Annotated in this window: 12 protein-coding genes and 2 pseudogenes; 6 read left to right on the top strand and 8 right to left on the bottom strand. The window is 70.8% G+C overall.

Translation table 11 applies throughout. From position 1 onward, the window contains the following. Window positions 1-13: 13 nt before the first annotated feature. Together ACIBK0_RS14205 and ACIBK0_RS14200 are read right to left on the bottom strand one after the other, a co-directional pair. The gene (locus tag ACIBK0_RS14205) at window positions 14-1,429 is read right to left on the bottom strand and encodes a citrate/2-methylcitrate synthase (RefSeq protein ID WP_399079231.1); all 1,416 of its coding nucleotides are present in this window, start codon (window positions 1,427-1,429) and stop codon (window positions 14-16) included. Window positions 1,430-1,572: 143 nt separating this feature from the next. Next, on the bottom strand, window positions 1,573-2,916 hold the full coding sequence (locus ACIBK0_RS14200) for a cation:proton antiporter (RefSeq protein WP_399079229.1): 1,344 nt from the start codon (window positions 2,914-2,916) through the stop codon (window positions 1,573-1,575). Between the two features lie 256 nt (window positions 2,917-3,172). Here ACIBK0_RS14200 and ccrA point away from each other — a divergent pair, with 256 nt between their 5' ends. From ccrA to ACIBK0_RS14175, 5 genes and pseudogenes are all read left to right on the top strand, one after another. Further along, window positions 3,173-4,558, top strand: coding sequence for a crotonyl-CoA carboxylase/reductase (gene ccrA, locus ACIBK0_RS14195; protein WP_399079293.1), 1,386 nt, complete (start codon window positions 3,173-3,175; stop codon window positions 4,556-4,558). After that, entirely contained in the window at window positions 4,555-6,258 is a 1,704-nt protein-coding gene (locus ACIBK0_RS14190; RefSeq protein WP_399079227.1) for a 3-hydroxyacyl-CoA dehydrogenase family protein, read from the top strand. The genes ccrA and ACIBK0_RS14190 overlap by 4 nt, the downstream gene beginning before the upstream one ends. Window positions 6,259-6,282: 24 nt before the next feature. Next, window positions 6,283-6,450, top strand: a complete 168-nt coding sequence (locus tag ACIBK0_RS14185) for a hypothetical protein (RefSeq protein ID WP_399079225.1) — start codon at window positions 6,283-6,285, stop codon at window positions 6,448-6,450. Window positions 6,451-6,680: 230 nt separating this feature from the next. Continuing rightward, a pseudogene (locus ACIBK0_RS14180) lies at window positions 6,681-7,973 on the top strand (glutamate-5-semialdehyde dehydrogenase); the annotation flags it as partial. 15 nt (window positions 7,974-7,988) lie between these two features. Further along, complete coding sequence (locus ACIBK0_RS14175; RefSeq protein ID WP_399079223.1) at window positions 7,989-8,153, top strand: hypothetical protein; 165 nt, start codon at window positions 7,989-7,991, stop codon at window positions 8,151-8,153. 65 nt (window positions 8,154-8,218) lie between these two features. On the opposite strand, the gene ACIBK0_RS14170 is transcribed toward ACIBK0_RS14175, so the two are convergent. The 4 genes and pseudogenes from ACIBK0_RS14170 to ACIBK0_RS14155 form a co-directional block, all read right to left on the bottom strand. Continuing rightward, window positions 8,219-8,755 (bottom strand): hypothetical protein, encoded by a 537-nt coding sequence (locus ACIBK0_RS14170; RefSeq protein ID WP_399079221.1) that lies wholly within the window; start codon window positions 8,753-8,755, stop codon window positions 8,219-8,221. A 153-nt stretch (window positions 8,756-8,908) separates the two neighbouring features. Beyond that, complete coding sequence (gene proB, locus ACIBK0_RS14165) at window positions 8,909-10,165, bottom strand: glutamate 5-kinase (RefSeq protein ID WP_399079219.1); 1,257 nt, start codon at window positions 10,163-10,165, stop codon at window positions 8,909-8,911. Further along, on the bottom strand, window positions 10,162-11,163 hold the full coding sequence (locus ACIBK0_RS14160) for an alpha/beta fold hydrolase (protein ID WP_399079217.1): 1,002 nt from the start codon (window positions 11,161-11,163) through the stop codon (window positions 10,162-10,164). Before ACIBK0_RS14160 ends, proB begins: the two co-directional genes overlap by 4 nt. Window positions 11,164-11,465: 302 nt before the next feature. Next, window positions 11,466-11,720, bottom strand: a pseudogene (locus tag ACIBK0_RS14155) (WhiB family transcriptional regulator); the annotation flags it as partial. Between the two features lie 584 nt (window positions 11,721-12,304). Between ACIBK0_RS14155 and ACIBK0_RS14150 the strand changes: the two are divergent. After that, the gene (locus ACIBK0_RS14150; protein ID WP_399079214.1) at window positions 12,305-13,366 is read left to right on the top strand and encodes a PhlD; all 1,062 of its coding nucleotides are present in this window, start codon (window positions 12,305-12,307) and stop codon (window positions 13,364-13,366) included. Between the two features lie 191 nt (window positions 13,367-13,557). Here the strand turns inward: ACIBK0_RS14150 and ACIBK0_RS14145 are convergent, their stop codons facing one another. Continuing rightward, on the bottom strand, window positions 13,558-14,187 hold the full coding sequence (locus tag ACIBK0_RS14145; RefSeq protein WP_399079212.1) for a TetR family transcriptional regulator: 630 nt from the start codon (window positions 14,185-14,187) through the stop codon (window positions 13,558-13,560). Window positions 14,188-14,461: 274 nt separating this feature from the next. After that, window positions 14,462-15,067 carry a hypothetical protein gene (locus ACIBK0_RS14140; RefSeq protein WP_399079210.1) on the bottom strand — a complete coding sequence of 202 codons (606 nt, stop codon included), beginning with the start codon at window positions 15,065-15,067 and terminating at the stop codon, window positions 14,462-14,464. Window positions 15,068-15,219 lie beyond the last annotated feature (152 nt).

Here is a 15,219-nt window from a genome sequence, read left to right as displayed (position 1 = left end):
ATCGGATCGCTGGTCAGTTGTGCTCGGGGAAGTGGCGCAGGTTCCGCGGGCCGACGTAGCGCAGCCGTGGATGGATGCGCCCCTGCTGGGCCCGCTGCTCCTCGACGTGGGCGAGCCAGCCGGGGACCCGGGCGGCCGCGAACATCGGGACGAAGAGGTCGGAGGGCATGCCGAGCAGGTGGTAGATAGCGGCGGCGTAGCAGTCCACGGTCAGATAGGGGCGGGGGCCCTTCGACGGGTGGGCCGCGGCCCGTACGGCGTCCAGGACCTGCAGGATGCGGTCGCTGCCGGGACCCGCGTTGAACCGGCGGGCCGCCTCGCGCAGCGGCCTGACCCGGGGGTCCTCCTCGGCGTGCGAGCCGGGCCTTACCCGGGCGGTGGAGGCCTGGTCGGCCCGTCCGCGCAGATAGGCGGCGGTGGTGTCGGGGTTGCCGTCCTCGCGTGCCAGGTCGATCACCTGGTGGGCGGCGCCGCCGTGCAGCGGCCCGGTGAACGTGGCGAGCGCGACGGTGATGGTGGCGAAGGTGTCGGCGCCGGTGCCGGCCGCGACCCGGGCCGCGAACGCGGAAGCGTTGCAGCCGTGTTCGGCCTGCAGCACCAGGCAGAGGTCGACCAGGCGAACCCGCTCCGGATCGCGGGGCAGGCCCAGCATGTAGAGGATGTTCTCGGCGTGCGACAGTTCGGGTGCCGGGCTCGGCAGCCGCCGCCCGGCGCGGGCCGCCTGCTGGGTCGCGAAGATCGTCGGGATCCGCGCGACCAGGCGCTCACGCAGGTCGATGTGGGCGGCCGGGTCGGCGTTCGCCTCCGCGGCGACGCCGAGCGCGGGAACCGCGGTGCGCAGCACGGACGAGGTACTGGAGTTGGCGTTGAGCACCAGGTTCGTCGCGACCATGGGCGGCAGTTCACGGGCCGCGACGAGTCGGGCCTTGAAGGCGCTTAGCTCCTCGGTGTCCGGCAGCCAGCCGCGGATCAGCAGATGGACGACCTCCTCGAAGGTCACCCGGCCGATCAACTCCTCGATGGGATAACCCCGGTAGGCCAGCCGCCCGCGCACGGGGTCCACCTCGGAGATCCCCGTCTCGCCGACCACCACCTCCGAGATGTCGGTCAGCTCCTGCTCGACGGCGGACGGCACCGGGCCGGGCAGCGCGGGGGCGATGGACGACGCGTCCGGCGGGGCCTTGATGTGAGACAGTTCGGCGAGCCGTTCGTCGTAGAAGGCGCGCAACTGCCCCACCGACTCGATGTGTTCGATGAGACGGTCGTCGAGGGTGGTGCCCAACTCGTGCTCCAGATGGACCTGGAGTTCCACAGCGGTGAGGTTGTCCCAGCTGGCCACGGCGCGAAGCTGCATCTCGTCGCCGATGAACTCCGACGGCATGTCGAAGACGCGGGAAAGAGTGCTGATGACGGGGTGCACCTGGGCCATCTCCTTGTCTGAGCGTCGCTTCTCCTGCGGGTGCCGAGCGACGAAGGGGCGTGATGTGTGGCGTCGCGGTCCCGGTGTGCGGCCGGTTCCGGGTGGTGGCCCTGACCGACTGAGCGACGCGCCACGTGTGTGGCCTGAGCCGGCTATCCGGCCAGGTCCGAGGCCTGCCCGCCGGCCGGCTCGGGCATCCGGACCAGCGACGTGGCCGAGTCGGACCGCGTGGGCGTGGCGATCAGATCCATCCGGGAACGGGGGAAGAGGAACGGGAGGAGCGGGCCGGTCATGGCCGTGGTGATCAGCGCCATGAGGACCATCTCGGTGAACAGGGTCTGGTCGAGCACCCCGAGGCTGAGACCGACGCCGAGGATGATCAGCTCGGTCAGGCCCCGCGTGTTCATCAGGACGCCGACGCCCGTCGACTCCCGCCAGCCGAGCCCGAAGGACTTGGCCGGCAGCCCGGCGCCGAGCAGCTTGCCGAGGATGGCCGCGGCGAGGATCAGGCCCAGCTCGCCCCAGGCGGTGAGTGACATGGCCGCGACGTCGACCGAGAGTCCGGTGACGATGAAGTAGACGGGCAGCATGAGTTCACCGGCGTGCTGCAGCGGGCGCAGCATCTTCTCCTCCAGCAGGGCCTGCGGCTTGCGGGGCATGACCAGGCCGAAGGCGAAGGCGCCGAAGATGGGGTGGATGCCGATCTTCGACGTGGTGTACGCGGAGAGCAGCAGTCCGGCCGTGACCAGCGTGGCCAGATGGACGCCGGTGCCGCGCTTGGAGATCCAGCCGACACCCCGGGCCAGCAGCGGGCGGACGACGACGATCATCGCGGCGCCGTAACCGGCCGACATCCACAGGGTGTCGGTGAAACCGGAGGGGCCGGACGCGGTCACGATCGCCACCACTCCGGCCAGCAGGCACCAGGCCAGTACGTCGCCGAAGGCCGCGCTGGTCAGCGCAAGCGCGCCGATCTTGGTACGGCTGAGGTTGTTGTCCTTGAGGATCCGGGCCAGCACCGGGAACGCGGTGATCGACATGCTGACGCCCAGATACAGGCCGAACGAACTGAACGGCACCTTCTCGCCGTTGACGTGCGAGTGACTGTGGTAGATCACCGCGGCGACCCCGAAGCCGAGCACCATCGGGGCCAGGATGCTGCCCGCGGTGACGCCGGCGACGGAGCTCTTCCTGCGCCGCATGGTCGTCCAGTCGAGCTCCCACCCCACGGTGAACATGAAGAGCAGCAAGCCGAGTTGGGCGACCATGGAAAGTAAGGGGCGCACCTCGTCCGGAAACAGACGCTGTGTCGGGTTTCCGGGAAGCAGCCCCAGCAGACTGGGACCCAGCAGGATTCCCGCCGTGATCTCGCCGATGACGGCGGGCTGGCGTATGCGTCGGGCGAGCTGTGCGAGGACCGTACCCGCGATCAGGATGCCGGCGATGCCGGCGATGGCGGTGGCCTGCAGTGCTTCGGCTGCGTGCGGATGCGTCACGGCATCTCCTCCGGCATCGAAACTCGTCGGACATTGAACTTAATTCACTATACGTTGAACTCAACTGATGATGAGTTTTACATGCGGGGTGGTGTGCACACAAGGGGCGTCGGCGGGGTGTCCGCCCCGCCGTCAAGGGGTGTGCGGGGGTGGGGAGTCGGGGCTTGCCGGGGTTTCGGGTTCATGCAAAACTCCTTCCTTGTTGAGTTCACTGTTTGTTGAGTTCTTGTCGAGTGTGAACCGCGGAAGGTGGTGCCTGACCATGCGCGAACTGGTGGAGGTGATCGAGTCCCCGGACTCGGTGCCGGCCGATGTGGCGGCCCTGGGAGTCCCCGAGTCCTTCCGGGCGGCCGTCCTCCACAAGGAGGATGCGGGGATGTTCGAGGGGGTGGAGCTGCGCGACCGGCGGCCCGCCGACTCCCTCCACATCGAGGAGGTGCCGACCCCCACCCCGGGACCCGGCGAAGTACTGGTGGCGGTCATGGCGAGCGCGGTGAACTACAACACCGTCTGGAGCGCGCTGTTCTCGCCCGTTCCCACCTTCGCGGCCCTGGAGCGCTACGCCCGCCTCGGCGGTCTCGCCGCCCGGCATGACCAGCCGTACCACGTCATCGGCTCCGACCTGGCGGGCGTGGTCCTCAAGTGTGGGCCCGGCGTGCGACGTTGGGGAATCGGCGACCGTGTGGTGGCGCACTGCGTCTCCGTCGAACTGGAGCACGCGGAGGGCCACGGCGACCCGATGCTCGACCCCGAGCAGCGCATCTGGGGATACGAGACCAACTACGGCGGACTCGCCCAACTCGCCCTCGTCAAGTCGACCCAGCTGCTGCCCAAGGCCGAACACCTGACCTGGGAGGAGGCCGCCTCGCCCGGTCTGGTCAACTCCACCGCGTACCGCCAGCTGGTCACCCGTAACGGCGCCGGAATGAAGCAGGGCGACAACGTTCTCGTCTGGGGTGCCGTCGGCGGCCTCGGCTCGTACGCCACCCAGCTCGCGCTGGCCGGCGGAGCGAACCCCATCTGTGTGGTCTCCTCGCCCGAAAAGGCGGCGCTGGCCCGTGAGCTGGGCGCCGAGCTGATCATCGACCGCAAGGAGGAGGGCTACCGCTTCTGGCGGGACCCGCACACCCAGGACCCCAAGGAGTGGCGCCGGTTCGGCGCACGCATAAGGGAGTTGACCGGGGGAGAGGACGTCGACATCGTCTTCGAGCACCCGGGCCGCGAGACCTTCGGCGCCTCCGTGTACGTCACCCGCAAGGGCGGCACCATCGTGACCTGCGCTTCCACGGCCGGCTACACCCACGAGTACGACAACCGCTACCTCTGGATGAGCCTCAAGCGGATCGTCGGCTCCCACTGCGCCAACTACCGCGAGGCCTGGGAGGCCAACCGTCTGATCGCCAAGGGACGCATCCACCCGACGCTCTCGCGGACGTACGCCCTCGACGAGGTGGCCCAGGCCGTCCAGTCCATCCACCTCAACGAACACCACGGCAAGGTCGGGGTGCGCTGCCTCGCACCCACCGAGGGACTGGGCATCACGGCCCCCGAGTTCCGCGCCCTCCACGAGAGCGCCATCAACCGCTTCCGCACCCCGCTGCCCGAGAACGCGGCGCCCGTCCTGAGCGAGGTCGCGGCATGAGCGCCCGGTACGGCACGGTCGGCGTCGTCGGCCTCGGGACCATCGGCGGCGCACTCGCCGGCCGGGCGGCGGCCGCCGGGCACTCGGTCCTCGTACTGGATCCCGACGCGCGGGTCGAGGAGCGGCTGCGGCAGCTCCTCGAGCGGACACCCGAGGCTCACGGACGCATCCGTCTCGTGCGGCGCTTCGAGGAACTCACCCCGGCCGCCACCGTGCTGGAGGCGGTGCCCGAGCGCCGTGACGCCAAGATCGAGGTGCTGCGCGCCCTCGACCGGGCCTGCCCGCCCGAGACCGTCCTGGCCAGCAGCGCCGCGGCCCTCTCGCTCACCGACCTCGCGGCCGCCTCCGGGCGCGCGGGCCGGCTCGTGGGCCTCCACCTGCCCCTGCCGACGGCGGGTCTCGCGGAGATCGGCCGTACGGTGATGACCGAGGAGTCGGCGGTGGCGCAGGTCCGCGACCTCGCCGAAGCCATCGGACTCGGACATGTGACCGTGGGCGACCGGGCGGGGCAGATCTCCACCTCGCTCCTCTTCGGCTTCCTCAACCAGGCCGTCACCATGTACGACCAGCGGCTCGCCGGGCGCGACGACATCGACGCCGCGATGCGCTATGGCTGCGGACTGCCCCTGGGGCCGCTCGAACTCCTCGACCTGATCGGCACGGACACCGCCTGCGACATCCTCGACATCCTCGCCGCCCGCTGGGCCGAACCGACGCTCCAACCCGCCCGCCGGCTACGGCACATGGCGCTCGCGGGCCTTCTCGGCCGCAAGTCCGGGCGCGGCTTCTACGACTACCGGGAGTCCGACGGCACCGCGCCCACCGCCGAACGGCGGTCACCCGCACAAACGCCGTTCCGCACGGTCGGCATCGTCGGGACCGGCACCATGGCCACCGGCATCGCGGAGGTCTTCGCCAAGGGCGGCGTCGCCACCGTGCTGGTCGGCCGCACCGACGAACGCGCCAAGGCCGCGTGGGAGGCCGTCGCCGCCTCGACGGCACGGGCGGTACGCCGCGGCAAGCTGGCCGAGGCGGAGCGCGACGCCACCCTGGAGCGATTGACTCCGAGCGGGGATCTGGCTCAACTCACCGACTGCGACCTGGTGATCGAGGCCATCGCGGAAGACCTGGACGTGAAGAAGCGGCTCTTCCGCACGCTGGGCGAGCTCTGCCGACCGGGCGCTCTGCTGGCCACCACCACCTCCAGCCTGCCGGTGATCGAATGCGGTCTGGCCTCCGGGCGCCCCGAGGACGTGATCGGGCTGCACTTCTTCAACCCGGCCCCACTCATGCGGCTCGTCGAGGTGATTCCCTCGCTGGAGACCGCACCCCAACACATCGACGTGGCACGTGAGTTGTGCCTACGGCTCGGCAAGCATCCGGTGCAGTGCATGGACCGGCCGGGCTTCATCGTCAACGCGCTGCTCTTCCCGTACCTGAACGGCGCCGTACGTCTGACGGAGAGCCACTACGCCACCGCCGACGAGATCGACGATGTGATGAAGCTGGGCTGCGGCTACCCGCTCGGCCCCTTCGAGCTGCTCGACATCATCGGCCTGGACATCTCGCTGAGCATCCAGCGTGTGCTGCACGACGCGGACCGTCATCCCCGTACCGTCCCCGCACCTCTGCTGGGGCACCTCGTGGCCGCGGGCCGGGCGGGACGCAAGTCCGGGGCCGGATTCCGGGTGTACGGCTGACCGTCCGACTCAAGGAGGAAGCAGATGACGAGCACGAACTCCGAGCGAATCGCCTCCGCCGATGCTCTTGGCTGGGCGATGCTCGCGGAGCTGACCGGCTGCGCGGACGTGGTCTGGGCGCTGGGGGGACCGGCGCCGGGGGACGGGGTGGACGGCGGGGACTCCGTGGTGCTGGACGGGGGCGAGAAGTGAGCGGGGCGGCCTCGCGGGTTGTGGGTGGTCGTACCGGGTGTGGGGCTGGATCTGGTCCTGGGGCTGGGTTTGGGGCTGGGTCTGGTTCTGGCGCGGGCTCGGGTTCGGGCTTCGGGTCGGGGTCGGGCTCGGGTTCTGGGTCGGGCTCGGGTTCGGGCTTTGGGTCGGGTCCGGGGTCCGGGTCGGGTTCTGGCGCGGGCTCCGGTTCGGGCACGAGTACTGGTACCGGTCTTGGTTCTGTCGCAGCCACCGGTGCCGGTACCGTGCGCGGCGCGGCGCTGGCCGCTCGTGCCGCGGCCACGCGGCTGTCGACCACGACCGGTGGTGAGCGGAATGCCGCGCTGATGGCCATGGCCCTTCGGCTGAGCGGAAGTTCGGGGGAGATCCTCGCGGCGAACCGGCAGGATCTGGAGGCGGCCCGGGAGACCGGGCGGTCGGCGACCGTGCTGGACCGCCTCACCATCTCCGAGCAACAACTCGAAGCGCTCGCGGGCACGGCGCGCGCCCTGGCGGACGAGGCCGATCCGGTCGGTGAGGTCGCGAGCGGCTCCGTCATGCCCAACGGCCTGGAGGTACGCCGGATCAGGGTGCCCCTCGGCGTCGTCGGCCTGATCTACGAGGGACGCCCGAACGTGACAGTCGACGCCGCCGCGCTCTGCCTCAAGAGCGGCAACGCGGCCCTCCTGCGCGGCTCTTCGACCGCCCGGCACACCAACGCGGCCCTCGTCGCGGTCATGCGCGAAGCCCTCGCGGACACCGCCGTTCCGGTCGACGCCGTGCAACTCGTTCCCGGCACGACCCACGCCTCCGTCCACGAACTGATGTCGCTGCGGGGCCTGGTGGACGTTCTCGTCCCGCGCGGCGGCCGCGAGCTCATCCAGGCCACCGTCCGCGACTCCGCGGTCCCCGTCATCGAGACCGGCGTCGGCAACTGCCATGTCTACGTCGACGAACACGCCGACCTGGACAAGGCGTTGGCGATCCTGCTCAACGCCAAGGCACAGCGCCCGTCCGTCTGCAACGCCGCCGAGTCGCTGCTCGTCCACGAAAGCGTCGCGCCCGCCTTCCTGCCCCGCGCCCTGGCCGCGCTGGTGGCCCACGGCGTCACCTTGCACGGGGACGAGCGGGTGCGTTCCTTCCACCCCGCGGTGCTGCCCGCCACCGAGGAGGACTGGGGACGCGAGTACCTCTCTCTCGACCTCGCCTGCGCCGTCGTCGGCTCGCTGGAGTCGGCAGTCGATCACATCCGCCGGTACGGCAGCGGGCACACCGAGGCGATCGTCACCGACTCGCAGAGCGCCGCGCGCCGGTTCGTCGCGGCCCTGGACACCGCGGTCGTAGCCGTCAATGCCTCCACCCGTTTCGCCGACGGCGGGGAGATCGGGCTCGGCACCGAGCTCGGTATCTCCACCCAGAAGCTGCACGCGCGCGGTCCGATGGGGCTGACCGCGCTGACCACCACCAAGTACGTCCTCGTGGGCGACGGGCACATCCGGGGCGGAGCCGCCGCCCCGCTGCCTTAGATCGGAGGTCCGGTCATGTACGTACGCATCATCACCGCGACGGATCCGTCCGGCCGGCTGCTGTACGAGGAGGAGCCGCGCCGGGAACGGCACACCGCGGCCGTGCCCCGACACTGGCCGGGGCTGGCCGGAGTAGACGAAGACCCGGCCGAGTTCCACATCGTCCGTGGCATCGACTGATCGATTGATCCACTGGATGAGGGGTCCCGCGTTCGGCGGGACCCCTCATCGGTGGAAGGCGGCGGTCAGCCCCGAGTGGCGGCCGTCGCCTTCGGCGTGCCGCACCAGGGCTCCAGCAGGTCGGTCACGGTCCGGGCGTCGACGCGGTCCGCCGCGGCCGCGACATAGCCGTCCGGCCTGACCAGTACGGCCGCCGGCCACCGCGCGCCGCCCGGCGCCACGGTCACCGGGACCGCGCGCACCTGGTCCCGCCATCCGCGCACGGCGTCGACGAGTGCGCTCCCGGCGGTCGGCGCGGCCGTGCCGAGCAGCAGGAAGCGGCCGTCACGCAGCAGTTCGTACGCATGGGTCGGCGTGCCTGCGGCCGGGGTGAGCGTGTCGTCCGGCACCGGGCGACCGGTCCAGGGGTGCGCGTTCGGCGTACCGGCACGGTCCGTTCCGCGCGTGGGCGACTGCGGCCGCGTGGAGGCGTGCCGCCGTACGTTCGGTGTACGGGCATGGCCTCTTTCGCGTGTGGGCGAGTGCGGCTGTGTGGGGGCGTGCCGCCGTACCGGCGCGGTCGACTTGGCTGCGGGTAGTCGTGCCGCTGGGGCGGCGTCCATCCCCGGGTGAGCGGCACACCGTTAGGCGCGGGTTCGCCGTCTCGCCGCACCGGCCTCCGGAGCCGGTCGGGGGCGTGCCTGGGTACGGGCTCCCCGGGGGCGGGGGAGCGGGGTGGTTTCGCCGTCGCACCCCCGCGTCGGCCCCGGCTCCGGTCACGGCCGTGCCTGGGCACGCGCTCCCCGGGCCGTGGCCTGGGCCTGCGGTGATGAGCGGGCGTACTCCTCCGCGGAGTGGATGCGGATCCTGACGCGGGTCGGGGGCGGCGGGGCGGGGGCCGGGGGGAGCGCGGTGGTCACCAGCGGCACCAGGTCGTCCTGATGGACCACTTCCCGGGTGGAATCCCCCTGCAGCCGCGGGAGTTCGCGCGCGTCGAGGCCGACGAGCCCGCGGGCGACCACCCGCCCGCTCTCGTCCTGCAGCTCCACCGGGTCACCGGCGACGAAGTCCCCGTCGACGCGGGTCACCCCGTCCGCGAGAAGCGGCCCCCGGCGCTGCGCGACGGTCGAGACCGCGTGCGCGGTGAGCCGGACCGCGCCGCGCGGGCTGCTGGCGTGCTCCAGCCAGAGCAGATGGTCGGCGGCCCGCTCCCCGGTACGGTGGAAGAACGTACCCGTCTCGCGCCCGGCCAGGGCATCCGTGGCGTGCCGCGCGGCGGTGAGCACGACGGGGATCCCGGCGTCGGTGGCGATGCGGGCCGCCTCCACCTTGGTGACCATGCCTCCGGTACCGACCCCCGAGCGGCCGGCGCTGCCGATCTCCACGCCCGCCAGGTCCTGGCGACCGCGGACCTCCCGCAGCCGCTGCGATCCCGGCCTGCCGGGGTCGCCGTCGTAGAGGCCGTCGACGTCCGAGAGCAGGACCAGCAGGTCGGCCCGGACAAGATGCGCGACCAGGGCGGCGAGCCGGTCGTTGTCGCCGAACTTGATCTCCGCGGTGGCCACGGTGTCGTTCTCGTTGACCACCGGCACCGCGCCCATGGTGAGGACCTGGGCGAGAGCGCGATAGGCGTTGCGGTAGTGGGTGCGGCGGCTGATGTCGTCCGCGGTGAGCAGGACTTGGCCGACCCGCAGCCCGTAGCGGGCGAAGGAGGCGGTGTAGCGGGCCACCAGGAGTCCCTGGCCCACACAGGCCGCCGCCTGTTGCCTGGCGAGGTCCCGCGGCCGCTCGGTCAGGCCCAGCGGAGCGAGCCCGGCGGCGATGGCGCCCGAGGAGACGAGCACGACCTCGGTGCCCGCCGCCCGGGTTCGCGCGAGGACGTCGACGAGGGCGTCCACCCGGTCCGAGTCGAGGCCCCCGGCGGCCGTGGTGAGGGACGAGGAGCCCACCTTCACCACGATGCGACGGGCATTGAGGACATCGGTGCGCAGGGGCTGTTCACCGGTCGATCCGGTGCTCGCGGTGCCGTTCACCGCGCTGCGGCGGTGGACAGGGCGAGGCCTGCGGACGGCAGAGTCCGGGACATCTCGCGCAGCAACGCGTGGACGGTTTCCACGACGAGGACAGGGCGTTCGTACGGCAGGTCGTGGCCCTGGCCGGGCACGGTCTGCAGCACGGCGCCGGGTATGTCGTCGGTCAGCCGCCGGGCTTGCGCCGGCGGGGTGACGCAGTCCAGCGCGCCGACCAGGATTCGTGTGGGCACCCGACCCAGCGCACCGAGTCGGCCCGCGCAGTCGTGCGTGGTCAGGGCGGCGTAGAACTCGGCGATGGCCATCGCGGGAATGTCCCGGAAGGCGCGGGCGCCCTCGCGGACCGAATCGGTGTGGGGCCCCGCCCCGAACACCGCGCGCCACAGCGGTGCGGTGTTCGGGTGCGACAGCGGCCCGGTGAGCAGCCGGTGCACGGTCCTGGCCGAACGGGGCGAGCGCAGCAGTCCGTCGGCGATCCGCTCGCGGGCCCGGGTGAGCCGTCGTACGGCCGCGCCGGGCCGGGCGACAGGTACGGTCAGGCCTTCGGCCACCTCGTTCAGACAGGTCGAGATCAGGCCCACGCCCGTCACTCGGGCCCCGAACAGGGCGGGTTGACGGGCGGCCAGCTGCTGGATGGCCATGCCGCCCATGGAGTGGCCGAGGACGACCACGGGCGCGTCGTCCCGGGTCGCCTCGGCGAGTACCCGGGCCAGGTCACGGCCGAGCAGCGCCATGTCGAGCGGGGCGCCGCCCCGGGTGGAGCGGCCGTGGCCCCGCTGGTCGTAGCTGACCGCGCGGACCGCGGGGAAGCCCTGGCGCGGGCGGGTCAGCGCGTCGATGTGCGGCCGCCAGTCCTGGGCGGACATCGTCCAGCCGTGGCAGAACAGGACGGTGGTCGGAGCGTCGGGATCGCCGTGGGCGTAGACGGCGATCTCGGCACCGTCGTCCGTGGTCACCGAACGCGCCAGGCGGCGGGGTTCGGCGAGGGCGAGGGCGGTCATGACACCCGGCCACGGTCGGCGGCGAGCGTTCCCGTCCTGCGCGTACGGGGCCTTCGGACACGAGGCTTTTGAACGCGCGGCTCGGGGGTGCGGACGTACGCGGACGCCGACTGGGCGGTGCGCCAGGCCTGTTGGACCTGGCCGGAGGTCAGTCCCAGCACGCCGGCGATCCGCTGCGGACTCCAGCCGCGCCTGCGCAGGAACCACACGTACGCCGGGCGCTGGCGTGGGTGCGGATCGATCCGCCGGCCTCCGTTCGCCAAGAACGCGGCGAGCTCGGAGCTGATCGCGCCGAGGGTGGCGGCGACCCGCAGCAGGTCCCGGCGTTCGCGGACGTTGAGACCGCCCCAGATCCCGGTGCTCTCCCCGTTGAACAGGGCTTCGCGCAGGCAGTCCTCGACCACGGGGCAGCCGGCACACAACCGTTTGGCGGCCGCCTCCCGTTCGTCGTCCGTGCCTCCGGAGGGCGGAAAGAAGGTCTCGGGGTCGGCGTCACGGCAGGCCGCGCGCTCCACCCAGGGGTCGGTGTCCGCACGGTGGTGCGCCGGTGCGTGCATGGCGGTCGGCCCTTTCCTCGGTGTGGGCGTGGACGGTTCGCACAGACCGAGAATAAACTCAACAAGTAATGATTTCAATGCTTGTTGATATCTGCTCCGGGAGGGTGCGCGCCAAGGCCCAGGATGTGGGCAAAAGTTGAAGGTGTGACGGTCTTCCGGTGGATTCCACGCTTGTTGAAATAGGGGCTTGCTGGCACCAACTCCGCTGGCGTACGGTCACGTTGGCTTCACCCGCCGGGCCCACCGCACGGGGCCTCGGGCAGTGCGGACGGACGTGCCCAGGGCTCTGCCCGGACACCCCCACCGTTCGCGGCGCGCCCGCACGGCGGTGAGCCCAGGAACCACGCTCTTGATCGTCACGCGCCATCGAGCTCGACGTACTTTCTTCCGCGCTGTACGGCGCTCCCAACGGGGGGAGCACGATCAGACACCTGGGGGGTGTTTCGCGTGCGCAGACTTCCTTGGCGAGAGCTGTCGAACGTACCGGCGGTCGTCACCGGACTCCGGTGACCCGCAGTGGTGCTTCGCCGTTCGAAGCGGGCTCGTTCTCAGTTCGCACCTGTCCGAGAGCTCTTGGAGGTCCCATGTCCGTCGTCAGTGCCCCTGTCGTCGCCTTGCCTCGCCATCAGGTGACCACCGATGAACTGCTGGATTGGATCACGGAGTTGTACCCGGATCACCCCGGTCTTCCCGACGCTCTGCGTGTCATCCGGTCCACCACCGTGCGCACGCGTTGGTACAGCCGCCCGCTGGAGCAGCAGTTCCTCCCCGCCCCCTCGTTGGCGGAGCGAACACGTACGCATCTGCTGGACAGCCTGGAACTGGCGGAGAAAGCCGCGCTCGGGGCGCTCTTCGAAGCGGGGCTGGCCGCCGCCGACATCGACGGTCTGGTCGTCCTCAGCGCCACCGGGCACACGATGCCGGGGCTGGACGTGGTCCTGATGGAGAGGCTCGGCCTGCCTCCCTCGGTCCGTCGCATACCGGTGAGCCAAGTGGGCTGCGCCGGAGGGGTGTTCGCCCTCGCCCGTGCCATGGAGATGGCCGCGGCCCGCCCGGATTCCACGATCCTCGTGGTCTGCTCCGACGTGTTCAGCCACTACATGCACCGGGGTGACGCTGCCCTGGACGGCATGATCCTTAAGGGCCTGTTCGGCGACGCGGCCGGCGCCTGCGTGGTGCGTGCCGGAGCCAACGGGCCCCGTATGGAGCTCACCGACTCCTGGGAGTACGTTCTTCCCAACAGTCATCACATGGTGGGCACTCATCTGGACGGCGACGGATTGCACGCCCACAACTCGCCGGGGCTGCGGCACACGATCGAGGGCGGGATGTCGCGTCTGCTGGAGTGGCTGAAGGGCATCGCGCCACCCGGTACGGATCCCGCGCCGCGCTTCGTGGTCTCGCACACCGGAGGTCCCAGGATCCTGGACGCCGTCGTCAGCGGCCTCGGCTGCGCTCCCGAGATGGTGGACCTCGCCCGGGACTCGCTGCGGGAGGTCGGCAACGTGGGGTCGGTCTCGGTCCTCGACGTCCTGGAACGGACCTTCGCCAAGTCGCCCGCCGACGGCGATCACGGCCTGCTGTTCTCGGCGGGTCCGGGTGTGTCCCTGATCGCCGTGCGAGCCGTCTGGCGTCCGTGGGACTGATGGGGAAGCTGCGCGGCGCGGTGAAATGGCCACGCTCGCGCGCTGGAGGAAGCTGCGCGGCGCGATGAATGGCCACGCTCGCACGATGGTTGAGCCGGCGGCTCCGGTCCGGAGCCACCGGCTTTCGCATGCCCGGCGGTCCGCCCGGCACATCGCTCCCGCTCGCCCGGCGGACCGCCGGACGGACGGAGTCAGTCCTTCGCCTGCGTCCTGCGGGGTTCCAGGTCGGTCGACAGGCGCATCTCCAGCGACGGGACGACCCAGGCGAGGAACTCCTCGAAGTCCATCTCGGCCAGTGGGTGGACCCTGAGCACATAGCGCATGAGAGCGAGACCGATCAGATGGCTCGACGCCAGGGTGGCGCGGGTCTCGGCGTCCGGGCGGTCCTTGTAGCCGGAGGTCGCCGCCCACTTCTTGGTGCTTTCCTCCACACGGGCGCGGAGTGTCTCGGAAGTGGCGCTGTCCGCGAGGCCGGCCCGGTAGATGGCGGTCATGCCGTAACGGGTCTCCTCGCTCTCCCAGAACTCCAGATAGGTGCGGGCGAGCCAGGAGGCCTCCGACGTACCGTCGCCGACCATGGACGGAGGCAGCTGGTCGAAGATGGAGGCGACGCTGAGCGGCGAGTTGACCGCGGCGTCGAACACCCCCTCCTTGTTGTCGAAGAAGTGGTGCACCAGCGCCGGGTCCACCTGGGCGTCCTCCGCGATCGCGCGGATGGTCGTCCTGGCGTAGCCGCGCTCGGCGAAGAGGTGGAGTGCCGACTCCAGGATCTGTTCTCTGGTGCCGCTGTCCCCGGGCCGACGTCCGCTGCGCGCACGCACCGGACGCGGCTTCTTTGCCGCGGGGGAGGCGGCCCGCCGAGGGGAGCCGGACTTTCGGGCGGGAGTGGGCGAACCGTCTGCACGCGTGGATGTCATGGGATCACTGCACTTCGGGGGTTCTGTGAGCGGGTAATTCACTGCATAGTGAAAAGCATCCTACCAGTCGGTTCCCCGGGATTCCATCCACAGGTGGCACTCAGCAACTCGATGGTGGTATCCGACCGTTGGCATGGAATTCGACTCCCCGTCGGGTCTCCTTCGCCGCGAGACGCGGTTACGGCGTGGCGTCGCTCCCGAGCAGAGTCTGCCGCAGTCCGGGCGCGATCGTCGCGATCACCGTCTCCAGGTCCGCCGAAGCGACGGCGTCCACCTGTATGAGGTGCCGTACGAAGGCTACGCCGCCCAGCTGTGCGCCGAAGAGCGCGGTCCGCAACTCGGCGTCCCCGCTCGGCAGCTCGCGGTCGACCTGGCCGTTCAGGGTCTTGGAGATGCGTTCGCGCAGCACCTGGGAGGCCTCCTTGTCGGACAGCGCGACCCGGTACAGCTCGACCATCGGGGAGTCCTCCTCGTTGGGCTCCCACAGTGCCAGATAGGTTCGGGCGAGGCGTACGGGAAGGTCCTCGTCGACACCCTCGGTCACCACGGGGCGCAGGATTCCGGCCACCTTGACGGTCCGTTCTATCAGGGCGCCGAAGACCGCGGCCTTGTCGGGCAGCAGCTCGCGGGCGAACTCCTCCGTCAGGCCGGCCGTCGAAGCCAGGTCCGCGAAGTCGGTACGTCGGTAGCCGAGTTGGGTGAAGAGGGTGCGGCCCGCGGAGATCAGGGCCTGGGTCGCCTCGGCCCGGGTCTCGGCCGCGGCCCCTGCGCTGGTGACGGTCATGACTGCAACTCCCGTTGGTGTGAGGCATGTTGACCGGTGTGCGACGGGTGCGGCGCCGCACTGCCGCTCGATTAATTCATACTTTAGTGAACTCTTTCGGTGTTGAATTTGTCAAGCCGCTCTGCGATGATTTCAACGCCTGGTGAGTTAAG

The sequence above is a fragment of the Streptomyces sp. NPDC050564 genome (assembly GCF_044457265.1).
Classification (GTDB): Bacteria; Actinomycetota; Actinomycetes; order Streptomycetales; family Streptomycetaceae; genus Streptomyces.
The sequence above is the reverse complement of the archived record's forward strand: the minus strand, read 5'-3'. Positions and strand labels throughout refer to the sequence as shown.

Coding starts and splice junctions, on each gene's coding strand:
- ACIBK0_RS14205 (WP_399079231.1), bottom strand. CDS start 1,429: ATGGCCCAGGTGCACCCCGTCATCAGCACTCTTTCCCGCGTCTTCGAC.
- ACIBK0_RS14190 (WP_399079227.1), top strand. CDS start 4,555: ATGAGCGCCCGGTACGGCACGGTCGGCGTCGTCGGCCTCGGGACCATC.
- ACIBK0_RS14185 (WP_399079225.1), top strand. CDS start 6,283: ATGACGAGCACGAACTCCGAGCGAATCGCCTCCGCCGATGCTCTTGGC.
- ACIBK0_RS14175 (WP_399079223.1), top strand. CDS start 7,989: ATGTACGTACGCATCATCACCGCGACGGATCCGTCCGGCCGGCTGCTG.
- ACIBK0_RS14170 (WP_399079221.1), bottom strand. CDS start 8,755: ATGGACGCCGCCCCAGCGGCACGACTACCCGCAGCCAAGTCGACCGCG.
- ACIBK0_RS14160 (WP_399079217.1), bottom strand. CDS start 11,163: ATGACCGCCCTCGCCCTCGCCGAACCCCGCCGCCTGGCGCGTTCGGTG.
- ACIBK0_RS14150 (WP_399079214.1), top strand. CDS start 12,305: ATGTCCGTCGTCAGTGCCCCTGTCGTCGCCTTGCCTCGCCATCAGGTG.
- ACIBK0_RS14140 (WP_399079210.1), bottom strand. CDS start 15,067: ATGACCGTCACCAGCGCAGGGGCCGCGGCCGAGACCCGGGCCGAGGCG.